This is a genomic window from Roseateles saccharophilus (assembly GCF_031458095.1).
Taxonomy (GTDB): Bacteria; Pseudomonadota; Gammaproteobacteria; order Burkholderiales; family Burkholderiaceae_C; genus Pelomonas; species Pelomonas saccharophila_A.
Genome location: NZ_JAVDXU010000001.1, coordinates 2,055,425 through 2,079,965 on the forward strand (window position 1 = coordinate 2,055,425; position 24,541 = coordinate 2,079,965).

Annotated in this window: 20 protein-coding genes; 6 read left to right on the top strand and 14 right to left on the bottom strand. The window is 69.4% G+C overall.

Annotated elements, in window-relative coordinates:
• Positions 1–48 precede the first annotated feature (48 nt).
• Together J2X20_RS09475 and J2X20_RS09480 are read left to right on the top strand one after the other, a co-directional pair.
• A complete protein-coding gene (locus J2X20_RS09475) occupies positions 49–2,760 on the top strand; it encodes a sensor domain-containing diguanylate cyclase (RefSeq protein WP_310263735.1) in 2,712 nt (903 codons plus the stop codon).
• A 94-nt stretch (positions 2,761–2,854) separates the two neighbouring features.
• Positions 2,855–3,982: an ABC transporter substrate-binding protein gene (locus J2X20_RS09480; RefSeq protein WP_310263736.1), complete on the top strand. Its 1,128-nt coding sequence runs from the start codon at positions 2,855–2,857 to the stop codon at positions 3,980–3,982.
• Between the two features lie 43 nt (positions 3,983–4,025).
• Here J2X20_RS09480 and J2X20_RS09485 read toward each other — a convergent pair whose 3' ends face one another.
• Complete coding sequence (locus J2X20_RS09485) at positions 4,026–4,469, bottom strand: Lrp/AsnC family transcriptional regulator (protein ID WP_310263738.1); 444 nt, start codon at positions 4,467–4,469, stop codon at positions 4,026–4,028.
• A gap of 84 nt (positions 4,470–4,553) precedes the next feature.
• On the opposite strand from J2X20_RS09485, the gene J2X20_RS09490 reads away from it, so the two are divergent.
• Positions 4,554–5,144: a LysE family translocator gene (locus tag J2X20_RS09490; RefSeq protein ID WP_310263740.1), complete on the top strand. Its 591-nt coding sequence runs from the start codon at positions 4,554–4,556 to the stop codon at positions 5,142–5,144.
• Positions 5,145–5,373: 229 nt separating this feature from the next.
• Here the strand turns inward: J2X20_RS09490 and J2X20_RS09495 are convergent, their stop codons facing one another.
• From J2X20_RS09495 to J2X20_RS09530, 8 genes are all read right to left on the bottom strand, one after another.
• Positions 5,374–6,300, bottom strand: coding sequence for a transglutaminase family protein (locus tag J2X20_RS09495; protein ID WP_310263742.1), 927 nt, complete (start codon positions 6,298–6,300; stop codon positions 5,374–5,376).
• Complete coding sequence (locus J2X20_RS09500) at positions 6,291–8,948, bottom strand: circularly permuted type 2 ATP-grasp protein (RefSeq protein ID WP_310263747.1); 2,658 nt, start codon at positions 8,946–8,948, stop codon at positions 6,291–6,293. Before J2X20_RS09500 ends, J2X20_RS09495 begins: the two co-directional genes overlap by 10 nt.
• Before the next feature lie 110 nt (positions 8,949–9,058).
• A complete protein-coding gene (locus tag J2X20_RS09505) occupies positions 9,059–9,940 on the bottom strand; it encodes an alpha/beta fold hydrolase (RefSeq protein ID WP_310263749.1) in 882 nt (293 codons plus the stop codon).
• 4 nt (positions 9,941–9,944) lie between these two features.
• A complete protein-coding gene (locus J2X20_RS09510) occupies positions 9,945–13,346 on the bottom strand; it encodes a transglutaminase family protein (protein ID WP_310263751.1) in 3,402 nt (1,133 codons plus the stop codon).
• On the bottom strand, positions 13,343–14,278 hold the full coding sequence (locus J2X20_RS09515; protein ID WP_310263754.1) for an alpha-E domain-containing protein: 936 nt from the start codon (positions 14,276–14,278) through the stop codon (positions 13,343–13,345). Before J2X20_RS09515 ends, J2X20_RS09510 begins: the two co-directional genes overlap by 4 nt.
• 3 nt (positions 14,279–14,281) lie before the next feature.
• Positions 14,282–15,715, bottom strand: a complete 1,434-nt coding sequence (locus J2X20_RS09520) for a circularly permuted type 2 ATP-grasp protein (protein ID WP_310263757.1) — start codon at positions 15,713–15,715, stop codon at positions 14,282–14,284.
• A 138-nt stretch (positions 15,716–15,853) separates the two neighbouring features.
• Positions 15,854–17,833 (bottom strand): TonB-dependent receptor, encoded by a 1,980-nt coding sequence (locus J2X20_RS09525; RefSeq protein ID WP_310263758.1) that lies wholly within the window; start codon positions 17,831–17,833, stop codon positions 15,854–15,856.
• Between the two features lie 67 nt (positions 17,834–17,900).
• Entirely contained in the window at positions 17,901–18,215 is a 315-nt protein-coding gene (locus J2X20_RS09530) for a hypothetical protein (protein WP_310263760.1), read from the bottom strand.
• 49 nt (positions 18,216–18,264) lie between these two features.
• Between J2X20_RS09530 and J2X20_RS09535 the strand changes: the two genes are divergently transcribed.
• Complete coding sequence (locus tag J2X20_RS09535; protein WP_310263762.1) at positions 18,265–19,470, top strand: M20 aminoacylase family protein; 1,206 nt, start codon at positions 18,265–18,267, stop codon at positions 19,468–19,470.
• A 132-nt stretch (positions 19,471–19,602) separates the two neighbouring features.
• Positions 19,603–20,145: a DUF1415 domain-containing protein gene (locus tag J2X20_RS09540; protein ID WP_310263764.1), complete on the top strand. Its 543-nt coding sequence runs from the start codon at positions 19,603–19,605 to the stop codon at positions 20,143–20,145.
• A 322-nt stretch (positions 20,146–20,467) separates the two neighbouring features.
• Here J2X20_RS09540 and J2X20_RS09545 read toward each other — a convergent pair whose 3' ends face one another.
• A complete protein-coding gene (locus J2X20_RS09545; protein WP_310263765.1) occupies positions 20,468–20,821 on the bottom strand; it encodes a hypothetical protein in 354 nt (117 codons plus the stop codon).
• A gap of 172 nt (positions 20,822–20,993) precedes the next feature.
• Here J2X20_RS09545 and J2X20_RS09550 point away from each other — a divergent pair, with 172 nt between their 5' ends.
• Positions 20,994–21,686, top strand: coding sequence for a response regulator transcription factor (locus J2X20_RS09550; protein WP_310263767.1), 693 nt, complete (start codon positions 20,994–20,996; stop codon positions 21,684–21,686).
• A 47-nt stretch (positions 21,687–21,733) separates the two neighbouring features.
• Here the strand turns inward: J2X20_RS09550 and J2X20_RS09555 are convergent, their stop codons facing one another.
• The 4 genes from J2X20_RS09555 to J2X20_RS09570 are packed head-to-tail and all read right to left on the bottom strand — an operon-like array spanning position 21,734 to position 24,527.
• Complete coding sequence (locus J2X20_RS09555; RefSeq protein WP_310263769.1) at positions 21,734–22,780, bottom strand: protein-glutamate methylesterase/protein-glutamine glutaminase; 1,047 nt, start codon at positions 22,778–22,780, stop codon at positions 21,734–21,736.
• Between the two features lie 2 nt (positions 22,781–22,782).
• Positions 22,783–23,223 carry a chemotaxis protein CheD gene (locus J2X20_RS09560; RefSeq protein ID WP_310263770.1) on the bottom strand — a complete coding sequence of 147 codons (441 nt, stop codon included), beginning with the start codon at positions 23,221–23,223 and terminating at the stop codon, positions 22,783–22,785.
• Positions 23,220–24,038: a CheR family methyltransferase gene (locus tag J2X20_RS09565; protein WP_310263771.1), complete on the bottom strand. Its 819-nt coding sequence runs from the start codon at positions 24,036–24,038 to the stop codon at positions 23,220–23,222. Before J2X20_RS09565 ends, J2X20_RS09560 begins: the two co-directional genes overlap by 4 nt.
• Before the next feature lie 3 nt (positions 24,039–24,041).
• Positions 24,042–24,527 (bottom strand): chemotaxis protein CheW, encoded by a 486-nt coding sequence (locus J2X20_RS09570; protein WP_310263772.1) that lies wholly within the window; start codon positions 24,525–24,527, stop codon positions 24,042–24,044.
• Positions 24,528–24,541: the final 14 nt, after the last annotated feature.

Here is a 24,541-nt window from a genome sequence, read left to right on the forward strand (position 1 = left end):
GCTGGACATGCTTCAATCACTGCGCAGCATCACAACAAGAGAGACGGCTTGCGCATTGGAGACGGCTACACCGGGCCAGAAATGGTCAGCACAACCGCTTGGGTAGCGGCCGCTGCGGTGCTGTCCCTCGGTCTCGCCCTGACCGCCGGCGCCGTCATCTGGCAGCAGCAGCGTGCCGGCACCGAGGCGCACAGCCTGCAGGAGCGCCAGGTCGAGCGCCTGCAGGGCGATGTCGTCAAGCGGCTGACCATGCCGGTCTATGGTCTCAAGGGCGCACGTGGCGCGCTGGCGGCGCTGGAAGGCAGGTTCAGCCGCGAGGCCTTCGACGCCTATGTCGAGTCGCGCGACCTGCCCAAGGAATTCCCCGGCGTGCGCGGCTTCGGCTTCATCGAAAGGGTGGCGCGCCGCGATCTCGACAGCTTCGTCGCCGCCCGTCAGCGCGAGGGCTCCACCGGCTTTCGCGTGCATGGCACGGGCACGGACCCGACGCTGTACGTCGTCACGCAGATCTCGCCGTTCTCGCGCAACTTCCCGGCCTGGGGCATCGATTCGGGCGCCGACCCGGTGCGCCGCGAGGCCATCGAGAAAGCCATCGACAGCGGCGAGGCGACGCTGTCGGCGCCGGTGCGCCTGGTGCAGGACCCGCTGAAGGGCCCGGGCTTCATGCTGCTGGTGCCCGTCTACAGGGAGGGCCATGACCCGGGCACGCCGGCCCAGCGCCGTGCGGCCCTGCAGGGCCTGTTGTATGCGCCGCTGGTGGCCAACGAACTGCTGCACGGCGTGGCGGAGCCGGCGGCGGCGCTGCTGGACCTGAAGCTGTCGGCGCGGGCCACCAGCGGCGAGTTCAAGCCCCTGCTGGCCATCCGCCAGGGGCAGGCCCTGACGCCCGAAGAGGCGGACGAGTACTCGCTGGCCGAGGCCCCTTCGGCCGAAGCGCTGTCCTTCACGGTGGCCGGGCGCGAGTTCCTGCTCGACACCGCGCTGACGCACGGTGCCGCCGTCAGGCTGCTCGGCCTGTCCGGCGTCGGTCTGGAACTGGGCGGTGCGCTGCTGAGCCTGCTGCTGGCCGTGACCGTCTATCTGCTGGCCGCTGGCCGGGCCCGGGCCGAGCAGATGGCGCGCGACATGACGGCCGACCTCGCCCGACTGGCGCGGGTGGCCAGCCACACGACCAACGGCGTGCTCATCACCGACCCCGAGCGCCGCATCCTGTGGGTCAACGACGGCTTCACGCGCCTGAGCGGCTTCACCAGCGCCGAGGCCCTGGGCAAGCGCCCCAGTGAACTGCTGCATTCGGAGCTGACGAACGAAGACACCGTGCACGGCATGCGCGAGGCCATGAACGTCGGCCTGGGCTGCAAGGTCGAGCTGATGCACCGCACCCGGGACGGCCGCGACTATTGGGTGGACATCGAGATCCAGCCCCTGCGCGACGACAGCGGTGACCTCACCGGCTTCATGGTCATCGAGTCCGACATCACGGCACGCAAAGTGCTGCAGGCCCAGGCCGACGAGGCGCGCCAGAGCCTGCAGGACCTCTACGACAACGCCCCCTGCGCCTACTACGCGCTGGACGAGAACGGCCGCTTCCTGCAGATCAATGCCCTGGGCCTGAACTGGCTGGGCCTGCGCGCCGACGAGCTGATCGGCAAGCGCAGCCCGCGCGACTTCTTCAGCGAGGAGGGGCGGGCGCTGTTCGACACCGCCTTCCCGCGCTTCAAGCGCGAGGGCCGCGTGTCGGGGCTGGAATTCGATGTCACCGGTCGTGACGGCCATACCCGCCGCGTCAGCCTGTCGGCCACCGCCATCTACGGCCCGACCGGCGAATACCTGCGCAGCCGCTCGGTGATGTTCGACATCAGCGAGACCCATCGCATCCGCCAGCAGCTGCACCAGCTGACGCTGGACCAGGAGGCCATGCTGGAAAGCGACCTCGTCGGCATCGCCAAGCTGCACGACCGGCGCATCAGTTGGCGCAACCATGCGCTGGAGCGCATGTTCGGTTTTGGCGACGGCGAGCTGCTGGGCGTCCCGGTGCGCCAGCTCTATGTCGACGCCGCCGCCTACGAGACCCTCGGTGCCATGGCCTACCCGCAGATGCGGGCTGGCGGCCGCTTCCGTACGCAACTGCAGATGCGCCGCAATGACGGCACCCTGATCTGGGTGGACCTGGCCGGCGTCGAGCTGCCGGGCAGCGACGGCGCCTCGCTGTGGATGATGGTGGACATCACGCAGAGCAAAGCCCATGAGGCGCGCATGGAACGCGCCGCCCTGCACGACGCCCTCACCGGCCTGCCCAACCGCCTGCTGCTGGGCGACCGCTTGAAGCAGGCCATCGCCGGCGCCGAGCGCAGCGGCCATGTCTTCGCCCTGGCCTATCTCGACCTGAACGGCTTCAAGCAGGTCAACGACCACCATGGCCACGATGCCGGCGACGAGGTGCTCAAGGCCGTCGCGGCCCGCCTGCAGGCGGGCCTGCGCGCCAGCGACACGGTCGCCCGGCTGGGCGGCGACGAGTTCATCGTGCTGCTGACGCCGGCCTCGGCCCCCGCCGACGCCGAGCCGGTGCTGAACCGGCTGCTGGATGCGCTGATGCAACCGATCACGCTGAGCAGCGGCGAGCAGGTCGCCGTCGGCAGCAGCCTGGGCCTGGCCCATTTCCCCAGCGACGGCCGCACGCCGGATGCGCTGATGCGCCACGCCGACGAGGCGATGTATGCCAACAAGCGTGCCGGCCGCGCCCGCTCACGCACAAGTTAGGAATTGTTTCAGCCGGGGCGTATTCACGCCTGAGGCCTCGGCGCGCCGAATGGATGTAACAGAACCCCCGCGGCTTGGGGCATCATGCGCGCCCATGCTGACCCGCCGCAAAGCCCAATTCGCCCTGGCCAGTCTCGCGCTGCCGGCCACCCTCGCCCGCGCCCAGGAACGTCGCGCCATCGTGCTCGGCCAGTCCGTGCCGCTGACCGGCCCCGCCGCCCAGCTCGGCCTGCAGATGCAGCTGGGCGCCAAGGCCTATTTCGATGGCGTGAACGCCGCCGGCGGCGTCGGCGGCCTGCCCATCGTGCTGAAGACGCTGGACGACGGCTACGACCCCGCGCGCTGCAAGGCCAACACCGAGAAGTTCATCCAGGAGGACGTCTTCGCGCTGTTCGGCTATGTCGGCACGCCGACCTCTCTGGCCGCCCTGCCCCTGGTCAACGCCGCCAAGATCCCCTTCATCGCCCCCTTCACCGGTGCCGAAGCCCTGCGCGACCCCTTCAACAAGCTGGTCTTCCACGTCCGCGCCTCCTACTACGACGAGACCGAACTCATCGTCAAACAGCTGACCCAGCTGGACCTCAAGAAGATCGCCGTCTTCCACCAGAACGACGCCTACGGCCAGGCCGGCCTCAAGGGCGTGCAGCGCGCGCTGGAGAAGCGCGGCCTGCAGCCCGTGGCCGTCGCCACCGTCGAGCGCAACAGCGTGGACGTGGCCGCCGCCCTGAAGACCCTGGTGCCGGCCCAGCCCGAGGCCATCGTGCAGATCAGCGCCTACAAGAGCTGCGCCGCCTTCATCCGCGAGGCGCGCAAGGCGGGTTATTTCGGCCAGTTCTACAACGTGTCCTTCGTCGGCACCCAGGCCCTGGCCGACGAGCTGGGCAAGGACGCCGCCGGCATCGTCGTCTCCCAGGTCATGCCCTCGCCCTTCGGCACCGCGGTCGGCCTCGTCAACGACTACCAGCAGGCCTTGCACAAGGCCGACGCCAAGGCCGAACCCAACTACACCAGCATGGAAGGCTATGTGGCTGCGCGCGTCATCGTCGACGCCTTGCGCCGCCTCGGTGGCCGTCCGAGCCGCGAAGGCCTGATCGCCGCGCTGGAGGGTCTGTCCGGCTACGACGCACGCGGCTACCACCTGAATTTTTCGCCCACCAAGCATGCAGGCTCGAGCTTCGTCGAGCTGTCGATGCTCACGGGCGACGGCAAAGTGAAACGGTGACCCCTCGCCCGGTCTCCCGAGGGGACGGCGATGCTTGCGGCATTCAGCCGCGATCATCCTTGGGCGAGTCCATGACGATGTAGCTGGTGATCATGCTGACCTGGGGCAGGCCGCCCAGCACGTCGGCATGGAAGCGCTTGTAGGCCGGCAGGTCGCTCACCTCGACGCGCAGCAGGTATTCGAAGGCACCGGTCACGTTGTGGCATTCGCGCACGACCGGGCAGTCGCGCATGGCCTGCTCGAAGCTCAGCTGCTCATCCAGCGTGTGGCGCGACAGGCCGATGGCCACATAGGCGACAAAGCCCAGTCCCAGATGCGCCGGGTCCAGCACCGCGCGGTAGCCCTTGATGACGCCCAGCCTCTCCAGCTCCTGCACCCGGCGCAGGCAGGCCGAAGGGCTGAGGGCGATGCGCTGGGCCAGCTCGGCATTGGTCACCCGGCCGTCCTTGACCAGTTCGCGCAATATCTTGTCGTCAATGGCATCCATGGCCACAGATGATTGCACAGCATGGCGGCGCCACACCGCAGAACGCAAGCCCATTCGAGGCCGGCCTGCCTAGAGTTGCGGCCCATGGAAACCAGCGCCACCCTCATTGCCCTGACGGGCTTCGCCTTCGTCACCTCCATCACGCCCGGCCCCAACAACCTGATGCTGCTGGCCTCGGGCACCAACTTCGGCTGGCGGCGCAGCCTGCCCCATCTGCTGGGCATCAGCTTCGGCTTCGGCGTCATGCTGGCCCTCGTCGGCCTGGGCCTGGGCGAGGTATTCACGCGCCATCCCGGCCTGCATGACGACCTCAAATGGGCCAGCCTGGCCTATCTGCTCTACCTCGCCTTCAAGGTCGCCACGGCGGCGCCGCCTTCGGCCGATGCGGGCCAAGGCGCCGGCAAGCCCATGGGCTTTGGCGCCGCGGCCCTGTTCCAGGTCGTCAACCCCAAGGCCTGGGCCATGGCGCTGACGGCCGTGACGGCCTACAGCGAACTCGGCGTCGCGGCCATGACGGCCGTCTTCGTCCTCGTCAACCTGCCCTGCTGCGGCTCCTGGGCCCTGCTGGGCGAGCAGATGCGGCGCTGGCTGCACCGGCCGCGCGCCCTGCAGGCCTTCAACTGGGGCGCCGCGGCGCTGATGGTGGTGTCGGTGCTGCCGATGCTGCACGGTTGATCTGCGCCAGGGGTATTGCGGGCCGAGCGCCGGGCCGCTCCCTAGCCGGCCCGCCTTGGGCGATGTGCTTGCGGCTCAATGCCGCAAGCATCGCCGTCCCCGCGGGGGCTGAGGCCGGACACATCGCGCCCAGTGGGCGGATGTGCCTGCCGAAGCGCTGCGGCCCAGGCCGCAGCGTGGTCCCGCCCAGGCATGCCGGCGTTCAGCGCGGCAGGACTGGGCGAGGGGCTCAAGTTGCCGCCGGCTCCACCGTCACGCTCACTCTCAGCGTCGCCACGCCGCCCCCGCGCAGCACGCCGCGCAGCGGGGCCACGTCGGCATAGTCGCGGCCCCAGGCCAGGGTGACATGGTCCAGGCCCGCCGGCACGGCATTGGTGGGGTCCAGGGCCAGCCAGCCCTGCTCGGGGCACCACAGCTCGGCCCAGGCATGCGAGGCGTCGGCGCCGACCAGCTTGGGCTGACCTTCGGGCGGGCGCGTCAGCAGATAGCCGCTCACATAGCGCGCGGCCAGCCCCAATGACCGGCAGGCGGCGATGAAGACATGGGCGAAGTCCTGGCAGACGCCGCTGCGCTGGGCCAGGGCGTCGGCGGCACGCGTCGCCACCGTCGTGCTCTGCGGCAGATAGCGCAGGTCGGTATGGATCTGCTGCATCAGCGCCAGCCCGCCGGCGGCCACCTTGCGGCCGGGCGTGAAGGCCCGGCGGGCGTAGGCGGCCAGCGTGGCGTCGGGCGCCGCATAGGTGGAGGCCAGGGCGAACTCGTCGGCCTCCTGCAGGGCCCGGCCGGCCCGGTAGCGCAGGCCGCGGGCGACGGATTCCCAGTCCGACCCGCGCGTCGGATCGGGGGCGGGGCGGTCCTGCAGCTCGGCGATGAAGCGGCTGTCGACGACCAGCTTCTCGTGCACGCGCGCATGGCCGAAGCTGAGGTGGCGGTTGCCCCAGGGGTCGCGGCGCAGATGGCGGGCCAGCTCGGACGCGTCCAGCTCCAGCCCTTCGACACCCCAGCCGTCGGGCAGCGGGTCGATGTTCAGCTGCCAGCCGCTGGCGTCCTGCCAGGGCGTGTCCCGCGGCGCCAGGCAGGCGGCGTGATGGGCCCATTCCACCGAGTCGTCGTAGGTGTACTCGGTGACGTGGTGAACGGAAAGCTTTACTGCCATACGCGTTGCTCGGCGCCGATGACATGGGCGAAATAGCGCTGGCTGATCAGGCTGGACAGCTCGCCCGCCCGGGCCGCCGCGCGCTGCAGATGCTCGACCAGGGCCGGCCCCGGCGCCGCCAGCTCGGCCAGCGGCCAGGCCTCGGGCACGGGCAGGTCGGCGGCGATGTCGGCGGCCCAGCCCGGGTCGTGGCGGGCCAGCTTGGCGAAGCGCTCGCGCATGGTGCGCGCCACCCAGCCGAGCGAACGCGGGTTGTCGGTGTCGTGCACCAGCAGGTGCAACAGCGGCGCCGCCTCGCGGCGCGCCTGGAACTGGGCGCGGTAGGTGATGGTGGAGTCGAACACGCCCAGCAGCAGCGCAAAGCCGTCCTCGGTCAGGGCCAGATCCTGTTCGAAGGTCTCGGCCAGCACCTCGGCGTGGAAGGACAGGCGCTCGAGCTGGCGGCCGATGGACAGCAGCCGCCAGCCGTCGTCGCGCGTCATGCGGTCGGTCTGGGCGCCGGTGATGGCGGCCAGATGGGTGTCGGCGCGGGCCAGCACATTCAGCACATCGGTCACGGAGGCGTTCGGGCCGGGCCGGTCCAGCACGGCGCGCAGATGCTGCTCGAACTGGGCTGCCGTCTCGTGGATGAGACGCCAGGCCTCGGGCGACAGGCGCTCGCGCAGGGCCTGGGCGCAGCCCTGCAGGGCGCGCAGATTCCAGCCCACGCTGGTGACGCCGGAGCCGGGCAGCAGGGCCGTCAGCAGGGCGCGCACAAACGGCGAGTCCCCGCCGCGCGGGTCCGCCTCGGCCTGCGGCGCGTCGGCAGCGACCAGCCCGTGGCGGCGCGCCAGTGCATCCAGCAGCGGCAGCATGGGCGGCGGCATGGCGCCACGCTGCACCATGACGCTGGCCTCGATGACATGGCGGGCCAGGCGGGCGCTGTTCTCGGCGCGCTCCGTGTAGCGGCCCAGCCAGAAAAGGTTCTCGGCGGCGCGGCTGGTCACGGTCCAGTGCACATCGCGCAGGTCGGCGGCCTGCAGGGGCTGGGACAGCAGGCTGGTGGGATCGACCTCGCCATCGGTCATGACCCAGGTGTCGGCGCTCAGGGAGCCGCGCTGGATGGACAGCCAGGCATCGGCCAGCGGGTCGCGGCGCGGCGCCACGCGCGTCAGGCCGCCGGGCAGCACCTTCCAGCCGCCCTTGCCGTCGGTCATCGCGAAGACGCGCAGCACGGCCACGCGCGGCTCCAGCGCGCCGCGGGTCCAGACCGGCTGCTTGGTCGGCTTGACGCGGGCCTGCAGCGTGTAGGCCGTGGGGTCGGCATCGATGCGCTCGGCCAGCTCGTGCAGCTGTCCATCGTTGAGCTCGGCGGCGACGATGGGGGCGAAGCTGCGCGTCGTCGTGCTGGCCGAGAAGGTCGGCACGACGATGAACTCCGCCAGGCGCGGGCGCAGGGTGGCCCAGGCGCTCTCCTCGCCGCACCACCAGCTCTGGATGGCCGGCAGCATGAGCTCCTCGCCGAGCAGGCTCTCGGCCACGCCGGGCCAGAAGGCGGCCAGGCCCGGGCTTTCCAGCCACCCTGAACCCGGCGCGTTGGCGATGATGACCTCGCCGGCCCGTGCGGCCTGCAGCAAGCCCGGCACGCCGAGGATGGAGTCGGGGCGCAGCTCCAGCGGGTCCAGCCAGGTGTCGTCGACGCGGCGCAGCAGCACATGCACGCGCTCCAGGCCGGCCAGGGTCTTCAGATAGACCTTGTCGGCGCGCACCGTCAGGTCGGCGCCCTCCACCAGCGTGATGCCGAGATAACGCGCCAGGAAGGCCTGCTCGAAATAGGTCTCATTGCGCGGCCCCGGTGTCAACAGGGCGACGCGGCTGCGCTCGCCGGCGGGCGACAGCTTGGTCAGCGCCTGGATGAAGTCGCGGTAGCTGGCCGCCAGCCGCTGCACGGCCATCTGGCGGAAGGCCTCGGGGAATTGCTGGGCAATGATGAGGCGGTTCTCGAGCACATAGCCCAGGCCCGAGGCCGCCTGGGTGCGCTGGCCGACCACCCACCAATGGCCGTCGGCACAGCGCGTCAGGTCGAAGGCCAGCACATGCAGGTGCACGTCGCCGCGCGCGGCGCTGCCATGCATGGCACGCAGGTACTGCGGATGGGCCAGCACGAGCGAGGCCGGCAGCAGGCCCTGCTGCAGCAGGCGGCGCTCGCCATAGGTGTCGGCCATGACGGCGTCCAGCAGCCGCGCGCGCTGGATGATGCCGGCCTCGATGCCGCGCCATTCGTCCGGCTCGATCAGCATCGGCAGCAGCTCCAGCGGCCAGTGGCGGGCCAGGGCGATGCCCTCCCCGTCCTGGCCCGGCAGCGGCGGGCCGTCGCTGTGCACGTTGTAGCTGGCGCCGTCTTCCAGCACGCGGCGCTGCACGCGCAGGGCCTTGGCGCTGAGCTCCTGCCAGCCGGCCGAGCCGCCGGCGGCGAAGAAGCGCTGCCAGCGCTCGGCCAGGCCGCCCTGGGGCTCGCCGGGGTGGTTGACCTGGCCGGTCAACTCGTAGAAATGGCCATCGCGGCTGCGCAGGGCGGCCGACAGGGCCATCGCCAGCGGGTCGGGCGCCAGCGCCTCCTCGGGCTCGTCGGGAAGCAGGCTCCACTGGCTGGGAGTGAGCTCAGACATGGGCGAGGCGGGTCGAGGCAGTCATGCGGCGCGGTGAGGGCGAAAGGACATTGTCGAGCAATGTCCACGCCGCGCCCGCAGCGCCGCCCCGCATCCGGACCACATGCCTGTCAGGGCAGGCTGCTGGCGCTGGCCTCGGCTTGCGCGCGCGGCGACAGAAAGGCCCGCAGCACACGCTCGGCCGCCTCGGGGTCGTCACGCCAGGCGCCATGGCCGACACCGGCAAAGCGCTCGAACTGCACCCATGGCGCCGGCAGCGCGGCGACGATCTCCTCCGCGTCCTGAGGTGGCGTGACGGGATCCTCCTCGCCGGCCATCACCAGCACCGGGCATTGCACCTTCGAGAGGCCCGGTGTCAAGTCCATGTCGCGCAGCTCGGTGCGGGTGTGAGCGAACAGGATCTCGGGCTTGAACACCATCCAGCCGCCCGCGTTCGGGTTCTTGGGCTGGGTGTTGTAGAGATGCCGGCAGTGCTTCTCGTAGACCGCCCAGCTGGCCGGGCCGGGGTTCTCCCAGAACTCGCGCGTGGCCGCCGCCGCATCGGGGCCGCCCAGAGCCCCGAAACGCTCGATCTTGCGTTCCAGGCCGAAGTGGTGCGAGGTGCTGGACAGCACGACCTTGCTCGGGTGCTCGGGATGGCGGGCCAGATAGCGCTGGGCGACGAAGCCGCCGAAGCTCTGGCCCAGCACGATGGGTTTGGTGACGCCCAACGCGTCGCACAGCCTCACCACGTCGTCCGCAAAGACATCCAGCACCCACTCGTCCGCCGGCCGCGGATCGCTGCGGCCATGGCCGCGTTGGTCGTAATAGACGACCTGGCAGAGGTCGGTGAAGCGGCTGAAGAAGGGGCGGAAAGCGGTGTGGTCGAAGCCGGGGCCGCCATGGATGAGGATCAGCGTCGGCTTCTCGCGCAGTTCCGGGCCGACGGGCTCATGGCCCAGGCCCTCGATGTCGACAAAAAGGCGGACGCCGGGTTCAATCTCAATACGCATCGGCCTAGTTTGCCTTGCGCAGGTCCAGCGTGAACGGGAACTCCAGACTTCGCTGCGGCTCTTTCACTTCGACACGTCCGGGCGTGTGGCCGATGGCGGCGAAACGCGCCAGGCGCCGGCTCTCGGCCTCATAGGCATTGACCGGCAGCGTCGCATAGTTGCGGCCGCCCGGGTGGGCGACGAAATAGCGGCAGCCGCCGAGGGACTTCTGCTGCCAGGTGTCGACCAGGTCCACTGTCAGCGGTGCGTTGATGCCAAGGGTGGGATGCAGGGCCGAGGGCGGCAGCCAGGCGCGGTAGCGCACGCCGGCCACGAACTCGCCGACGCGGCCCGTGGGCTGCAGCGGCACGGGCACGCCGTTGACCGTGACGCGGTGGCGCGGATCGACGAGGCCGCTGACATGCACTTCCAGCCTCTCCAGCGACGAGTCCACATAGCGCACCGTGCCGCCGGCCGAGCCCTCCTCGCCCATCACATGCCAGGGCTCCAGCGCGCTGCGCAGCGTCACATGCACGCCGCGCGAGGCGAACTCGCCGTATTTGGGGAAGCGGAACTCGAAGTGGGGCGCGAACCAGGCCGGGTCCAGCGCGTAGCCGGCCTCGCCCATGTCCTGCATGACGTCGTTGAAGTCCTCGCGCACGAAGTGAGGCAGCAGCCAGCGGTCATGCAGCTCGGTGCCCCAGCGCACCAGCGGCGCGCGATAGGGCTGCTTCCAGAAACGTGCCACCAAAGCCCGCAGCAGCAGTTGCTGCACGATGCTCATGCGCGCATGCGGCGGCATCTCGAAGGCGCGCAGCTCCAGCAGGCCCAGGCGGCCGGTGGCCGAGTCGGGCGAGTAGAGCTTGTCGATGCAGAACTCGCTGCGGTGGGTGTTGCCGGTCACGTCGACCAGCACATTGCGCAGGGTGCGGTCGATCAGCCAGGGAGCCACGTTCTCGCCCAGCTTGTGGATCTCAGCCAGCGCAATCTCCAGCTCGCGCAATTGATCGTTGCGCGCCTCGTCCACGCGCGGCGCCTGGCTGGTGGGGCCGATGAAGAGGCCGCTGAACAGATAGCTCAAGCTGGGATGGTTGTGCCAGTAGGCCAGCAGCGAGGCCAGCAGCGCGGGCCGGCGCAGGAAGGGCGAGTCGGCCGGCGTCGCGCCGCCGAGCACGAAGTGGTTGCCGCCGCCGGTGCCGGTGTGGCGGCCGTCGATCATGAATTTCTCGCTCGACAGCCGCGTCACACGGGCGGCCTCGTAGAGGAACTCGGTGTGCGCGACCAGCTCGCCCCAGTTGTGGGCCGGGTGGATGTTGACCTCGATGACGCCGGGGTCGGGCGTGACCTGCAAGAGCTTCAGGCGCGGGTCGCGCGGTGGCGGATAGCCTTCCAGCACGATCTTGTAGCCGGTGTCCTCGCAGGCCGCCTCCACCGCCGTCAGCAGCTCCAGGTAATGCTCGAGCTTTTCGAGCGGCGGCATGAAGACATAGAGCACGCCGCTGGCCTGGCCCTTGGCTTCGGCCGCGGGGCCGTTGGCGCGCCTTGGATCGCGGGCCTCGACGCACAGGGCGGTGCGCGTGATGCCGTGGGCGCTTTCGAAGCGCGCCGGCGCGGTCGCGGCCTCGCCCGCGCCGGCGGCCGCCATGGCCTTGCCATCGCGCCGCAGGCCCGGCGTCGGCCCGCCGGATGTGACGCCCTGCACCTGGGTGCGCAGGGCTGCCGCCGCGGGCAGCATGCCGCGCGGCGCGAACGGGTCCTGCTCGATCAGGTAGGGGTAGTCGCCCTTGCTGACCCAGGGCAGGGAATCCAGCGGCAAGCGCCAGCCCATCGGCGAGTCGCCGGGATGCAGATACAGGCGCTCGTCGCGGAAGAACCAGGGGCCGGTCTGCCAGCGCTTGCCGCCCAGGCGCGGCGCGTCCTCGTTGCGGCGGATGGGCAGCACATAGCCGACGACATGGGACAGCCCCTGGTCGAAGACGCGGCGCAGGCGCACGCGTTCCATCTCGTCGTCGACGCGCGAGTCGAAGGGGTCGACATTGACGGGCAGGCGGCGTTCCCGCCACAGGTAGTAGAAGGTGTCCTCATAGCCGGCCTGCACATGCTTGTCGGGCAGGCCGAGCCGCCGCGTCAGCGCGCCCATGAAGGCCTTGGCGTGCTCGCTGGTGTAGGCGTGGCCCTCGCGCTCGTCGGCGAACCAGTCGGGGTTGCGCCAGCAGGGTTGGCCGTCGGCGCGCCAGTAGATGGACAGGGCCCAGCGCGGCAGCTGCTCGCCCGGATACCACTTGCCCTGGCCGAAATGCAGGAAGCCGCCCCGGCCGTATTCGTCGCGCAGCTTGTGGGTCAGCTGCTGGGCATAGATGCGCTTGGTGGGGCCCAGGGCCTCGGTATTCCATTCGGGAGCGTCACGGTCGTCGATGGAGACGAAGGTGGGTTCGCCGCCCATGGTCAGGCGCACGTCGCCGGCGACCAGCTCACGGTCGACCTGTGCGCCGAGCTTCAGCACCTCGGCCCACTGCGCTTCGGTATAGGGCTTGGTCACGCGCGGCGACTCGTAGATGCGCGTAACGCTCATCTCGTGCTCGAACTCGACCTCGCTCTTGTCGACGCCGCCACTGACGGGCGCGGCGCTGCCCGGCGTGGGCGTGGCGGCCAGCGGGATATGGCCCTCGCCGGCCAGCAGGCCCGAGGTGGGGTCCAGGCCTATCCAGCCGGCGCCGGGCAGATAGACCTCGCACCAGGCATGCAGGTCGGTGAAGTCGACGGTGGTGCCGCTGGGGCCGTCCAGGGCTTTTTCGTCGGGCGTCAGCTGGATCAGGTAGCCGGACACGAAGCGGGCCGCCAGGCCCAGGTGGCGGGCAATCTGCACCAGCAGCCAGCCGGAGTCGCGGCAGGAGCCCGAGGCCTTTTCCAGCGTCTCCTCCGGCGTCTGCACGCCGGGCTCCAGGCGGATCAGGTAGGAGACGCTGTTCTGCACGCGCTGGTTCAGCTCGACGATGAAGTCGATGGTGGGCCGTTCCGTGCGGGGGATGTCCTTCAGATAGGCGGCCAGCAGAGGCGTGGGGGCCTCGACCTGCAGATAGGGCGCCAGCTCGATGAGCTGGGCCTCGTCATACCCGAACGGGAACTTCTGGGCGTGGGGCTCGAGGAAGAAGTCGAAGGGGTTGTAGACCGCCATCTCGGCGACCAGGTCCACCGTGACGGTGAACTCGGTCGTCTTCTCGGGGAAGACCAGCCGCGCCAGGTAGTTGGCGAAGGGGTCCTGCTGCCAGTTGATGAAGTGCGTCTCGGGCTCGATGCGCAGCGAGTAGCTCAGCACCGGCGTGCGGCAATGCGGTGCCGGCCGCAGGCGCACGACCTGGGGGCCGAGGTTGACGGCGCGGTCGTATTTGTAGCGGGTGACGTGCTTCAGCGCGACATGGATGCTCATACCAGGAAGTCCTTGCTGATGCGGTCACCCAGGTCCGACACCTCGGCCAGGAAGCCGTCCAGGAAGGGGTGCAGGCCCTCGGTCAGGATCTCGTCGATGCTGCCGAAGGCGAGCTTGGCCTCCAGCCGGCCGACGCGTCTCAGGGTCTCGCCCGACTGCGGGTTGGCCACGCGCTTGAGGTTGGCCTGCATGCGCGTGATGCAGTGGGACAGCGAGCGCGGCATGTCCGGCCGCAGGATCAGCAGCTCGGCCACCTTGTCGGGCTGGATGACATTGCTATAGACCTTGCGGTAGATCTCGAAGCCCGACACCGAGCGCAACACGGCCGACCAGTAGTAGAAGTCGCGCGCCGCATCGTGCTCGCCCTGGGTCTGCTCCTGGCGGTAGAACTTGACGTCCAGCAGCCGCGCCGTGTTGTCGGACCGTTCCAGGAAGGAGCCGATGCGGATGAAGTGGAAGGCTTCGTCCTGCAGCATGGTGCCCACCGTCACGCCGCGCGACAGATGGCTGCGGTATTTGACCCATTCGAAGAACTGCGAGGGGTCGCGCTGCAGCGCGCCTTCGCGCAGCAGCCGGCGGAACTCCAGCCAGGTCTGGTTCATGGTCTCCCAGACCTCGGTCGTCAGTGCACCGCGCACGGCCCGCGCGTTCTCGCGCGCGGCGCGCAGGCAGTTGAAGATGGACGACAGATTGCTCTCGTCGGCCACCATGAACTCCATGACATGGCGGGCATTGATCGTCGAGTACTTGGTGCCGTAGAGGCTGTTCAGCTCGGAGATGGAGATCAGGCTGCGCCAAGTCTGCTCGGACTCATCGGCCGACTGCGGCTGCAGCGAGGTCTGGTAGGCGATGTCCAGAAGACGGGCCGTGTTCTCCGCGCGCTCAATGTAGCGCGACATCCAGTAAAGATGGTCAGCGGTTCTTGACAGCATCGATCAGTCCTCCAGCACCCAGGTGTCCTTCGTTCCACCACCCTGGCTGCTGTTCACCACCAAGGAACCTTCCTTCAACGCGACCCGGGTGAGCCCACCCGGCACCATGCGCACCGTCGAGCCCGACAGCACAAAGGGTCGCAGATCAATATGACGCGGCGCGATGCCGCTCTCGACAAAGGTCGGGCAGGTCGACAGCGACAACGTCGGCTGGGCGATGTAGTTGCCGGGATTGGCCAGCAGCCGCGCGCGGAAGGCCTCGATCTCGTCCTTGGTGGCCGCCGGCCCGACCAGCATGCCGTAGCCGCCGGCGCCATGGACCTCCTTGACGACCAGCTCCGGCAGATGGGCCAGGGTGTAGGCCAGGTCCTCCTTCTCGCGGCAGACATAGGTCGGCACGTTCTGCAGGATGGGCTTCTCGCCGAGATAGAACTCGATCATCTTCGGCACATAGGGGTAGATGGACTTGTCGTCCGCGATGCCGGTGCCGATGGCGTTGGACAGCGTCACCTTGCCGGCCTTGTAGGCACTGACCAGGCCGGCACAACCGAGCTGGGAGTCGGCGCGAAACACCTGCGGGTCCAGGAAGTCGTCGTCCAGGCGGCGGTAGATGACGTCCACGCGCTTGGGGCCGCGCGTGGTGCGCATGTACACAAAGCCGCCATCGACGAACAAGTCCTGACCCTCGACCAGCTCCACGCCCATCTGCTGGGCCAGGAAGGCGTGCTCGAAGTAGGCCGAGTTGTACATGCCCGGCGTCAGCACGACGACCGTCGGGTCGGACACGCCCGACGGCGCCACGCTGCGCAGCGTGTCCAGCAGCAGATCGGGGTAGTGCGCCACCGGCGCGATGCGGTGGTTGACGAAGAGATCGGGGAAGAGCCGCATCATCATCTTGCGGTTCTCGAGCATGTAGCTCACGCCGGAGGGCACCCGCAGGTTGTCTTCCAGCACGTAGTAGTGGCCGCTGCCGTCCGCATGGCCGGCGCGCACGATGTCGACGCCGGCGATATGGCTGTAGACGCCGCCGGGCACGTCCACGCCCATCATCTCGGGGCGGAACTGGGCGTTCTTGACGATCTCGTCCGCCGGCACGATGCCGGCCTTGAGGATCTCCTGGTCGTGATAGACGTCGTGGATGAAGCGGTTCAGCGCCGTCACGCGCTGGGCCAGGCCGGCCTGCATGGACGTCCATTCCGACGCCGGGATGACGCGCGGGATCAGGTCGAAGGGGATAAGTCTCTCGGTGCCTTCGCCCGAATCCTTGTCGCCATAGACGGCGAAGGTGATGCCCACCCGCCTGAAGATCAGCTCGGCCTGCTCGCGCCGCTCCCGCATCAGGGATTCGGGCTGGTCGGCCAGCCAGCGGGCATAGGACTCGTAATGCGCGCGGGTGATGGGCCCCGCGGCGTTCATCTCGTCAAAGGCGGTCTGCATCGTCGCTCCTGTTCCCTGGCGTGCGACGCAAGTTCCGCGCCCGCGCAAGAAAGAAGCTCCTGGTGCGTGCACGCACGACTTGCGTGCATACCGCCCGGTGCGTGGGCGGCATGCACGGTTGTACACCGGCTTTGGCGGTCAGAAACGCAGTTGCAACCCTGTACTCGCCGATCGGCCGGGCTGGGGAGCCAGGTCACGGATGGTCGGCACGGCCGTGGCGTTGTAGGCCAGCTTGTTGCCCAGGTTGTCCAGCTTCAGATACCAGAGGGCGTCGGTCTGGCCCCAGCGCAGCTGGCGGGCGACCGACAGGCGCAGCAGGCCGTAGCCGGGCGTCGGCGTGTCGAACTCGGCGACACGGGTCTGGCGGGCAGCACCGCGCCATTCCAGCTTGCCCGACCAGTCGCCCTGCCTGGCCTCCAGGCCCAGCATGGCGCGCAGCGGCGCCAGGCGCGGCAGGGGTTCGCCGGTGGCGCGGTTGTCACCGCGCACGGCGTCCAGCTGGCTCAGCAGGGCGATGGCCGGGTGGACCTGCCAGCGGCCTTCCAGTTCCACGCCGCGCAGACGTGCCGGCACGGCCTGGAAGGCATAGACGGGGACGGTCTCGCCGTCGTTGTCGGCCGTCTCGCCGGTGGCCTGCAGGGCGATGTAGTTGGCAAAGCGGGTCTCGTAGACGTTGACGTGCACATGGCTGCCATCGCCTTCCCACTTCAGGCCGATGTCGGCCCCCTTGGAGCGTTCCAGGCCCAGGTTGGCGTCGCCCCGCTCATAGGCGGCGCTGGCCACATGCAGGCCGTTGGCAAACAGCTCGTAATAGGCCGGGGCGCGCTGGGTGCGGTTCAGGTTGGCGCTCAGGCTCCAGGCCGAATTCAGCGGGTAGACGCCGCTCAGGGCCAGGCTGACGGGCTTGAAGCGCCGCGACGCCGCCGCACCAAAGCGCTCGCCGCCTTCCGAATCCACCGTCACGCTCTCGGTGCGCGCGCCGGCCGACCAGTCCACGCCACCCAGCTTGGCCTGCTCCAGCAGGAAGACGCCGGTGTTGCGCGTGCGCGTGCTGGGCACGAAGGCTTCCTCGCCCAGGGCCGAGAAGTCCAGGGACTCGGTCTGCAGGCCGATCAGGCCCTTGACCGGGCCGACGGCGGCGTGCTCGATCTCGACACGGCCGTCGGTGCCGGTGCTCTTGAAGGTCGTGCCGACCTCGCCCGTGCCTTCCACTTCCTGGTGCTCATAGCGGTTGCGGCTGAGCTGCCAGCTGACGCGGTGGACAGGACTGTCGGCCGTCGCCCATTCGCCCGCCGTGGCGATGCGCTGGCGCTGCATGCGGATGGTCACGTCCTCCTCGGCCGTGGTGCCGTAATTGGTGTGGAAGTCGTCCACCGACACGCCGGCATAGCCGCCCTGGAAGAACACCGAGCCGCCGACGGCGCCGCCATGGCTGCGGGCGGCCGAGTTGCGCACGCTGGTGCGGCTTTCGCCCTCGCTGTCAAAGCGCGGCGCGATCTGGTCGCCGGCATCGCGGCCGGCCAGGTCGACATGCCAGCCCAAGCCGGAGTGGGCCTGGCCGCTGCCGCCGTCCAGCACGACGGCGCCGCTCTTGTCACGGCTGGCGCCGCCCAGGCGGACCTCGGCTGCACCGCTGAGTCCGTTGATCAGCGTGCGCGGGATGCGGTTGTCCAGGGTGTTGACGACGCCGCCGACCGCATTGCCGCCATACAGCAGGGCCGCCGCGCCGCGCAGCACCTCGACCTTGTCGATGACCAGGGGATCGATGGCCACGCCATGGTCGAAGCTGAGGTTGGACGCGTCCACCGAGGCGCCGGAGTTGTTCAGGATGCGCACCCGGTCGCCATCCAGGCCGCGGATGCTGGGCCGGCTGGCGTTGGGGCCGAAGTTGGTGGCGGCCACGCCGGGCAGGCCCTGCAGGGTGTCGCCGAGGTTGGCGGCGCGGGTCAGCACGAGCTGGTCACCGCCGAGACTGTCGCTGGGCTGGGCCAGCACCTGGCTCTTCAGCGGGTTGCCGGTGACGACGACCTTGTCGAGGGATTCGGCGGGCTCGGCTTGAGCAGAAAGAGAAACGAGAAGGCAGGCGGCCGCAAGGGGCGCCAGGGCAAAGGAACGCATGAGGGGGACTTCCGCAACAGGAAAACGCAAACACCCGCGCCAGGGTCGGCGCAGGAAGGCTTGGAGTTCAGGCGGAAGCGGGAGGCGCCCGGGCGGGCGGCAGGCCCAGGCTGACGGCGCGCGGGGCGCCGCCACGGGCCACCAGCGGGGCGGCATGGGTGGCCCTGCCGGCCACCAGGGCCACCGGCTCGGCGGCCGGGGCGCCCGTGCCGAGGTCGGCCGCGGTCAGGCAGAGGTCGCAATGGACCAGGTGGGCAATGCCATCGTCCTGGCGGTCACCACTGACGTGTGACAGCGCATGCACGCCTGCCATCGCTTGCGCGATGGGGAGGAGCAAGGCCAGCCACAACAGCCAGTTTCTAGACCAACGACGGAGGTTCACGGCCGCAATCCTAAACTCGGCCCCTTACAGAGCCTGAAGTCACCCTCTCATGAAGCTCATCGACACCATCCTGGCCGACGCCCCGGCCATCACGGCCATCCGCCGCGACCTGCACAAGCACCCGGAACTCTGCTTCCACGAGGAGCGCACCGCCGACGTCATCGCCAAGGCCCTGACCGACTGGGGCATTCCCATCCACCGCGGCCTGGGCAAGACGGGCGTCGTCGGCATCGTCAAGAACGGCACGTCGGACCGCGCCGTCGGCCTGCGCGCCGACATCGACGCCCTGCCGATGACCGAGCGCAACCAGTTCCCCCACGCCAGCTCCTATCTCGGCCGCATGCATGCCTGCGGCCATGACGGCCACACGGCCATGCTGCTGGCGGCGGCCAAGCATCTGGCCACGCACCGCAACTTCGACGGCACGGTCTACCTGGTCTTCCAGCCCGCCGAGGAAGGCGGCGGCGGTGCCCGCGAGATGATCAAGGACGGCCTGTTCGAGAAGTTTCCGATGGAGGCCATGTTCGGCGCCCACAACTGGCCCGGCATGAAGGCCGGCCAGTTCGCGCTGAAGAGCGGCCCGGTGTTTGCGTCCAGCAACGAGTTCAAGATCACCTTGAAGGGCAAGGGCTCCCACGCGGCCATGCCCCATCTCGGCCTGGACCCGGTGCCGGCGGCCTGCCAGCTCGTCACGGCCTTCCAGACCATCGTCAGCCGCAACAAGCGGCCCATCGACCCCGGCGTCATCTCCGTGACCATGATCCACGCCGGCGAGGCCACCAATGTCGTGCCGGACTCCGTCGTCATGGAGGGCACGGTGCGTACCTTCACACTGGAGCTGCTGGACCTGTTCGAACGCCGCATGAAGGAGATGACCGAGCAGCTCGCCGGCGCCTTCGAGCTGACGGCCGAGTTCGAGTTCCGCCGCAACTACCCGCCCACCATCAACCACCCCGCCGAGACCGAATTCGCGCGCCGTGTGCTGAGCGACATGGTCGGTGCCGAGAACGTGCAGGAGTTCGAGCCCACCATGGGCGCCGAGGACTTCAGCTACTACCTGCTGGACAAGCCCGGCTGCTATTTCCTGATCGGCAACGGCGAAGGCGAGCACCGCATCGGCGGCCACGGCATGGGCCCGTGCACCCTGCACAACCCCAGCTATGACTTCAACGACGAGCTCATTCCTCTTGGCGGCTCGATGTGGGTGCGCATGGCTGAAGAATGGTTGGCCCCTCGCCCAGCCCAGCCCCGCTGAACGCGGGCTCGTCTAGTCGGTCCCCCGAGGGGACGGCGATGCTCGCGGTATTGAACCGCGAGCACATCGCCAGAGCGGCCGGCTAGGGAGCGGCCCGGCGCTCGGCCCGCATGAAGCCGAAGGACAAATGAAATGAACCAAGAACAAATCATCCAGGACACCCGCGACTGGGTCGTCAAGGCCGTCATCGGGCTGAACCTCTGCCCCTTCGCGAAGGCCGTCCACGTCAACGACCGCATCCGCTATGTCGTCAGCGAGGCGACCGAGCCGGAAGCCCTGTTGAAGGATCTCGCCCGCGAGCTGCTGACCCTGAACCGCGCCGATCCGGAAGAGATCGACACGACGCTGGTCATCCACCCGAACGTGCTGACCGACTTCCTCGACTTCAACGACTTCCTGGACGCGGCCGATGCGCTGGTGGAAGAGCTCAAGCTCGACGGCATCCTGCAGATCGCCGACTTCCATCCCGGCTACCAGTTCGACGGCAGCGCGGCCGACGACATCGCCAACTACAGCAACCGCTCGCCCTACCCCACGCTGCACATCCTGCGCGAGGACAGCATCGAGCGCGCCGTCGAGTCCATGCCCGACACGGCTTCCATCTATGAGAGCAACCTCGAGACGCTGGACAAGCTGGGGCATGAGGGCTGGCGCCAGCTCGGCCTCAAAGGCTAAGGCGACTTCCTCGGCCCCCCGCGTGTTCGGGCCGAGCGCCGGGCTGGCCATGGGCCAGAGGCCCATGGCCTGTCGTAGGCACAAGCAGTCCGCAGGGACTGCTTGTGTCCGACTCCAGTTCCCTAGCCGGCCCGCGCTGGCGATGTGCTTGCCGGTCGAACCGGCAAGCATCGCCGTCCTCTCGGGGGCTGAGGCCGGACTCAAGACGCCCAGTGGGCGTCTTGTGCCTGCCGAAGAGCTGCGGCACTGCCGCAGCGCGGTCTGCAAGACCGGCTGGGTTCGCCCGCGTTCAGCGGGGCAAGACCAGACGGGGGGCTGCCATTTACTCCTTCACCCAGGAGAAGCCGCCACCGCCCTTCTTGGGCGAATTGGCGCGCGTGCGCAACACGGCATCAAAGCCGCTCTTGCCGCCATTCCAGATGGCTGTCAGCAAGCTGACAACATCGTCGCGGCTGTAGGCGTCCAGGTCGCCGCGGAACTGCTTGATGGCCGCGGCCAGCATGTCGCGCGGCAGCTCCTGGTGGGTTGCCAACACCAGGAACATGGCAGCGAACAGATCGGGCCGGCTGCCACACAGGACCTGGATGCGTCGCAGCGCCTCGGCGGGCGCCGCGCGCTGGCCGGGCTGCAGCCAGGCGAGCTCGTCGGGGCCTTCGTCTTGCACGTCATCGGCCATCGCGGTCTCCTCGTGCCGCTCGTTGGCGGCTTGATTTATCACAGCGCCCGTCTAGTGTCAGTCATTTATCACCCAAAGCGTGCAGCAAACCACGTTCTGACGGCTTTCCGAGACGCCCTGACGCCTCAGTCATGCGGCAAACTCCGCGGTTGCTCCCGTGCCCGCTGCCAACATGCAACCCAAGACCCTCGCCCTCATCGACGACGACGCTGAGTACTCCGAGTTCCTGACCCAGCATCTGCAGGAGCAGCAGGGCATTGCGGTCAGCCGTTTCGACGACAGCAATGCGCTGCTGGCCTCGCCCGAGGCCTTCTCCTTCGACTTCTATCTCGTCGACCTGATGCTGCCCGGCGTCAATGGCGTGGAGCTGATCAAGATCCTGCGCCGCCGCACGGATGCCGGCGTGGTCGTCGTCTCCGGCCGGCTCGGTCCCGAGGTCTTCCGTGAGGTCATCACGGCCGGCGCCGACATGTATCTCGTCAAGCCGGTGCAGTTCGAGCAGGTGTCGCTGGCCATCGCCGCCGTGCAGCGCCGCGTCGCCAAGCCCTCGGCCGCCGATGCGGTCTGGAAGCTGGACCGTGCCAGCGGCGAACTGGTCGTGCCCGACGGCACCCGCATCCAGTTGAGCGAGGCCGACCGCCAGCTGCTGGAATGCTTTGCCGCCGCCAATGGCGAGCCGGTCACCCGCGAGGCCCTGTTGAACAAGCTCGGCCGCGAGGTGCCCGATGGCGAGACCGACGACGGCCTGTCGGCCACCATCTACCGCCTGCGCCGCCGCATCGAGCGGGCCACGCCCACGCTGGTGCCGCTGCAGAGCAAGTCCCGCGTTGGCTACGTCTTCCGCGCGCCCTTGCAACTGATCTAAGTCCCTCGCCCGCTCGAGCAGCCGGCGCAGCCGCCGGAGCGGCCCCGTCAGCGACGGTCGAAAGCCAGGATGGCTGCGGCCATCTCCTTGAGCGGCAGCACCTCGTCAACGCCACCGCGCGCCACGGCCTCCTTGGGCATGCCGAAGACGACGCAGCTGGCCTCGTCCTGAGCCAGGGTCTGGGCGCCCCGCGCATGCAGGGCCGCCATGCCCCGGGCCCCGTCGTCACCCATGCCCGTCAGGATCAGGGCCAGGGCATCCTTGCCGGCACAGTCGACGGCGGAGCGGAACAGCACGTCCACCGAGGGCTTGTGCCGGTTCACCGGCGGCCCGTCGGCCACGACGGCGAAATACTGGCCGCCGGCCTTGCGCAGCTGCATGTGCCTGCCGCCCGGCGCGATCAGCACCAGGCCGCGCTCCAGCCGGTCGCCGTCGCGCGCCTCGCGCACGCGCACGGCGCAGATCTGGTCCAGCCGCTCGGCATACATGGCCGTGAACTTCTCGGGCATGTGCTGCACGATGGCGATGCCGGGCGCATCGGCCGGCAGGGCCGTCAGGATGGCCTCGATGGCCTGGGTGCCCCCGGTCGAGCTGCCGATCAGGACCGGCCGGTTCATGGCCAGCACCGAGGCCAGTGGATTGGCGGCCGGCGCGGCGGCGCGCGGCTGGGCGGAGGCCCGCGACACCTGCCTCGCCGTGGCGCGAGCGGCGCTGCGCAGGGTCTGGCACAGCTCGCGGCGCGAGTCCTCCAGGAATTGCTTCAAGCCGAGCCGGGGCTTGGCGACGACCGCCACGGCGCCGGCGGCCAGTGCATCCAGGGCCGCTCGGCTCCCTTCGGTCGTCAACGTCGAGCAGATGACGGTCGGGATGGGCTCGCGCTCCATCTGCTGGCGCAGAAAGGTCAGGCCGTCCATGCCGGGCATCTCGATGTCCAGCAGCAGCACGTCGGGGCGGCGCTTGGCAATGGCCGGCGCGGCCAGCAGGGGGTTGGGTGCGCTGCCGATGACCTCCAGCTCCTTGTCGTCGCGCAGCAGATGCGTCAGCGTCTGCCGCATCAGCGCGGAGTCGTCGACGATGTAGACGGTGGCCACCATGCTCAGCCGTGGATCTGGACGACCTCGGGCGCCTCGGGGCCGACGGTCCAGGCCAGGCGGCGATAGCCCTCGCCGCCCACGTCGCGGGCCAGCACCGGCGTTCCCCGGCCGGCCAGCTCGCCCAGCGTCCAGCGCGCGTTGCTGAGGCCCACATGGCCGTCGCCGCGCGCCAGCGCCGGGAACATATTGCCGCCGCCATAGACGAAGGCCTCGCAGAAGCGCGAATCGAAGCCGCGGGCGCTCAGCAGCGCATCCATGGTCTCGAAGGCGACGGCGCCATGGGCCGCCGTGGCACCGTCACCGGCGTGCACGAGGTGGCAGACGGCGGCGACACTGCGCCGCGCGTCCGTCAGCACGACGGCGATGCAGGAGCCGAGCAGGGTCTCGACACGCTCGCCACGCGCCACGCAGACGACATCGCCGGGATGCAGCACATGCGTCACGCGGCCACCTTGCGGAAGGCGCCGGGCGACAACACCTGCAGGCCGGCCACGCCGGGCACGCGGCCCTCGGCCGTGCCGATGAAGAACAGCCCGCCCGGACGCAGTTGGGTCAGCACGCGCTCGACGACGGCCTGCTTGGTCGGCGCGTCGAAGTAGATCAGCACATTGCGCAGGAAGATCGCATCGAAGGGACCGAGCTCCTCGATGGGCCGGCACAGGTTGAGCTGGCCGAAGCCGACGTGCTCGCGCAGCCGCGCCTGCATCTGCACGAGACCGGCCGAGCCCTCGCTGCCGCGCAGGCAGTAGCGCTTCAGCCGCTCCGGCGTCACATGGCGCAGCCGCTCCTCGGGGTAGATGGCCTCGACGGCGCTGCGCAGCACGCGCTCGCTGATGTCGGTGCCGAGGATGGACCAGTCCGCGCCGATGCGCCCGGTCTGCTGCAGGTCCGACAGCAGCATGGCCAGGCTGTAGGCCTCGTCGCCGAAGGAGGACGCAGCGCTCCACAGCCGCAGCCGCTGCGGCCTGGAGTGGCTGAGCTCGGACTCCAGCAGGTCGAAGTGCGCGGGCTCGCGGAAGAAATAGGTCTCGTTGGTCGTCAGCAGGTCGACGGCCATCTGGAATTCGCCGCCGTCATCGCCGCCGGCGATCAGCGCGACGTAGGCCTCGTAGCTGTCCAGGCCCAGGCGCTGCACGCGCGGCGCCAGGCGCGAGGCGATCAGGGGCTTTTTGGCGGCGGGGAAGCTCAGGCCGACGGCCTCGTGCATCAGGGCCGCGAGCTCCTGGTAGGTGGCCTCCCCCAGTTCCTTCAAGGGCATCGTTCAGGCCGCCAATCGCGGGGCTTCGCAGAGCTGGGCCATGTCTTCGACGTTGAAGGCCTGGTCGGGCTCCAGCAGCACGATGAAGCGCCCGTGCAGCTTGCCGATGCCGCGCATGAACTCGCGCCGTACCGAGTTGCCGAAGTCGGGCACGGGCTCGATCTGCTCGGCCGCGATCTCGACGACCTCGCTGACCGCGTCGACCAGCAGGCCGATCTCGGCACGCTCGCCCTGGCGGCTGGCGTCGAAGATGATGATGCAGCTCTTCTTGCCGATGTTGGCGGCCGGCCGGCCGAAGCGGGCATGCAGGTCGATGACGGGCACGACGGCGCCGCGAAGGTTGATGATGCCGCGCACGAAGTCGGGCATCAGCGGCACCGGCGTGATGTTGCCGTGCTGGATGATCTCGCGCACCGTGCGGATGTCCATGCCGAACACCTCGGCGCCGAGGCTGAAGCTGAGGAATTGCGTGCTGCCGTTTTCGCTCATGACGGGCTCCCGGC

What these genes read in the sequence shown, in the direction of transcription:
- J2X20_RS09510 (WP_310263751.1), bottom strand. Translation starts at nt 13,346, where the DNA reads ATGAGCATCCATGTCGCGCTGAAGCACGTCACCCGCTACAAATACGAC.
- J2X20_RS09550 (WP_310263767.1), top strand. Translation starts at nt 20,994, where the DNA reads ATGCAACCCAAGACCCTCGCCCTCATCGACGACGACGCTGAGTACTCC.
- J2X20_RS09555 (WP_310263769.1), bottom strand. Translation starts at nt 22,780, where the DNA reads ATGGTGGCCACCGTCTACATCGTCGACGACTCCGCGCTGATGCGGCAG.
- J2X20_RS09495 (WP_310263742.1), bottom strand. Translation starts at nt 6,300, where the DNA reads ATGGCAGTAAAGCTTTCCGTTCACCACGTCACCGAGTACACCTACGAC.
- J2X20_RS09570 (WP_310263772.1), bottom strand. Translation starts at nt 24,527, where the DNA reads ATGAGCGAAAACGGCAGCACGCAATTCCTCAGCTTCAGCCTCGGCGCC.
- J2X20_RS09525 (WP_310263758.1), bottom strand. Translation starts at nt 17,833, where the DNA reads ATGCGTTCCTTTGCCCTGGCGCCCCTTGCGGCCGCCTGCCTTCTCGTT.
- J2X20_RS09485 (WP_310263738.1), bottom strand. Translation starts at nt 4,469, where the DNA reads ATGGATGCCATTGACGACAAGATATTGCGCGAACTGGTCAAGGACGGC.
- J2X20_RS09515 (WP_310263754.1), bottom strand. Translation starts at nt 14,278, where the DNA reads ATGCTGTCAAGAACCGCTGACCATCTTTACTGGATGTCGCGCTACATT.
- J2X20_RS09480 (WP_310263736.1), top strand. Translation starts at nt 2,855, where the DNA reads ATGCTGACCCGCCGCAAAGCCCAATTCGCCCTGGCCAGTCTCGCGCTG.
- J2X20_RS09545 (WP_310263765.1), bottom strand. Translation starts at nt 20,821, where the DNA reads ATGGCCGATGACGTGCAAGACGAAGGCCCCGACGAGCTCGCCTGGCTG.
- J2X20_RS09500 (WP_310263747.1), bottom strand. Translation starts at nt 8,948, where the DNA reads ATGTCTGAGCTCACTCCCAGCCAGTGGAGCCTGCTTCCCGACGAGCCC.
- J2X20_RS09505 (WP_310263749.1), bottom strand. Translation starts at nt 9,940, where the DNA reads ATGCGTATTGAGATTGAACCCGGCGTCCGCCTTTTTGTCGACATCGAG.
- J2X20_RS09535 (WP_310263762.1), top strand. Translation starts at nt 18,265, where the DNA reads ATGAAGCTCATCGACACCATCCTGGCCGACGCCCCGGCCATCACGGCC.
- J2X20_RS09520 (WP_310263757.1), bottom strand. Translation starts at nt 15,715, where the DNA reads ATGCAGACCGCCTTTGACGAGATGAACGCCGCGGGGCCCATCACCCGC.
- J2X20_RS09540 (WP_310263764.1), top strand. Translation starts at nt 19,603, where the DNA reads ATGAACCAAGAACAAATCATCCAGGACACCCGCGACTGGGTCGTCAAG.
- J2X20_RS09565 (WP_310263771.1), bottom strand. Translation starts at nt 24,038, where the DNA reads ATGCCCTTGAAGGAACTGGGGGAGGCCACCTACCAGGAGCTCGCGGCC.
- J2X20_RS09490 (WP_310263740.1), top strand. Translation starts at nt 4,554, where the DNA reads ATGGAAACCAGCGCCACCCTCATTGCCCTGACGGGCTTCGCCTTCGTC.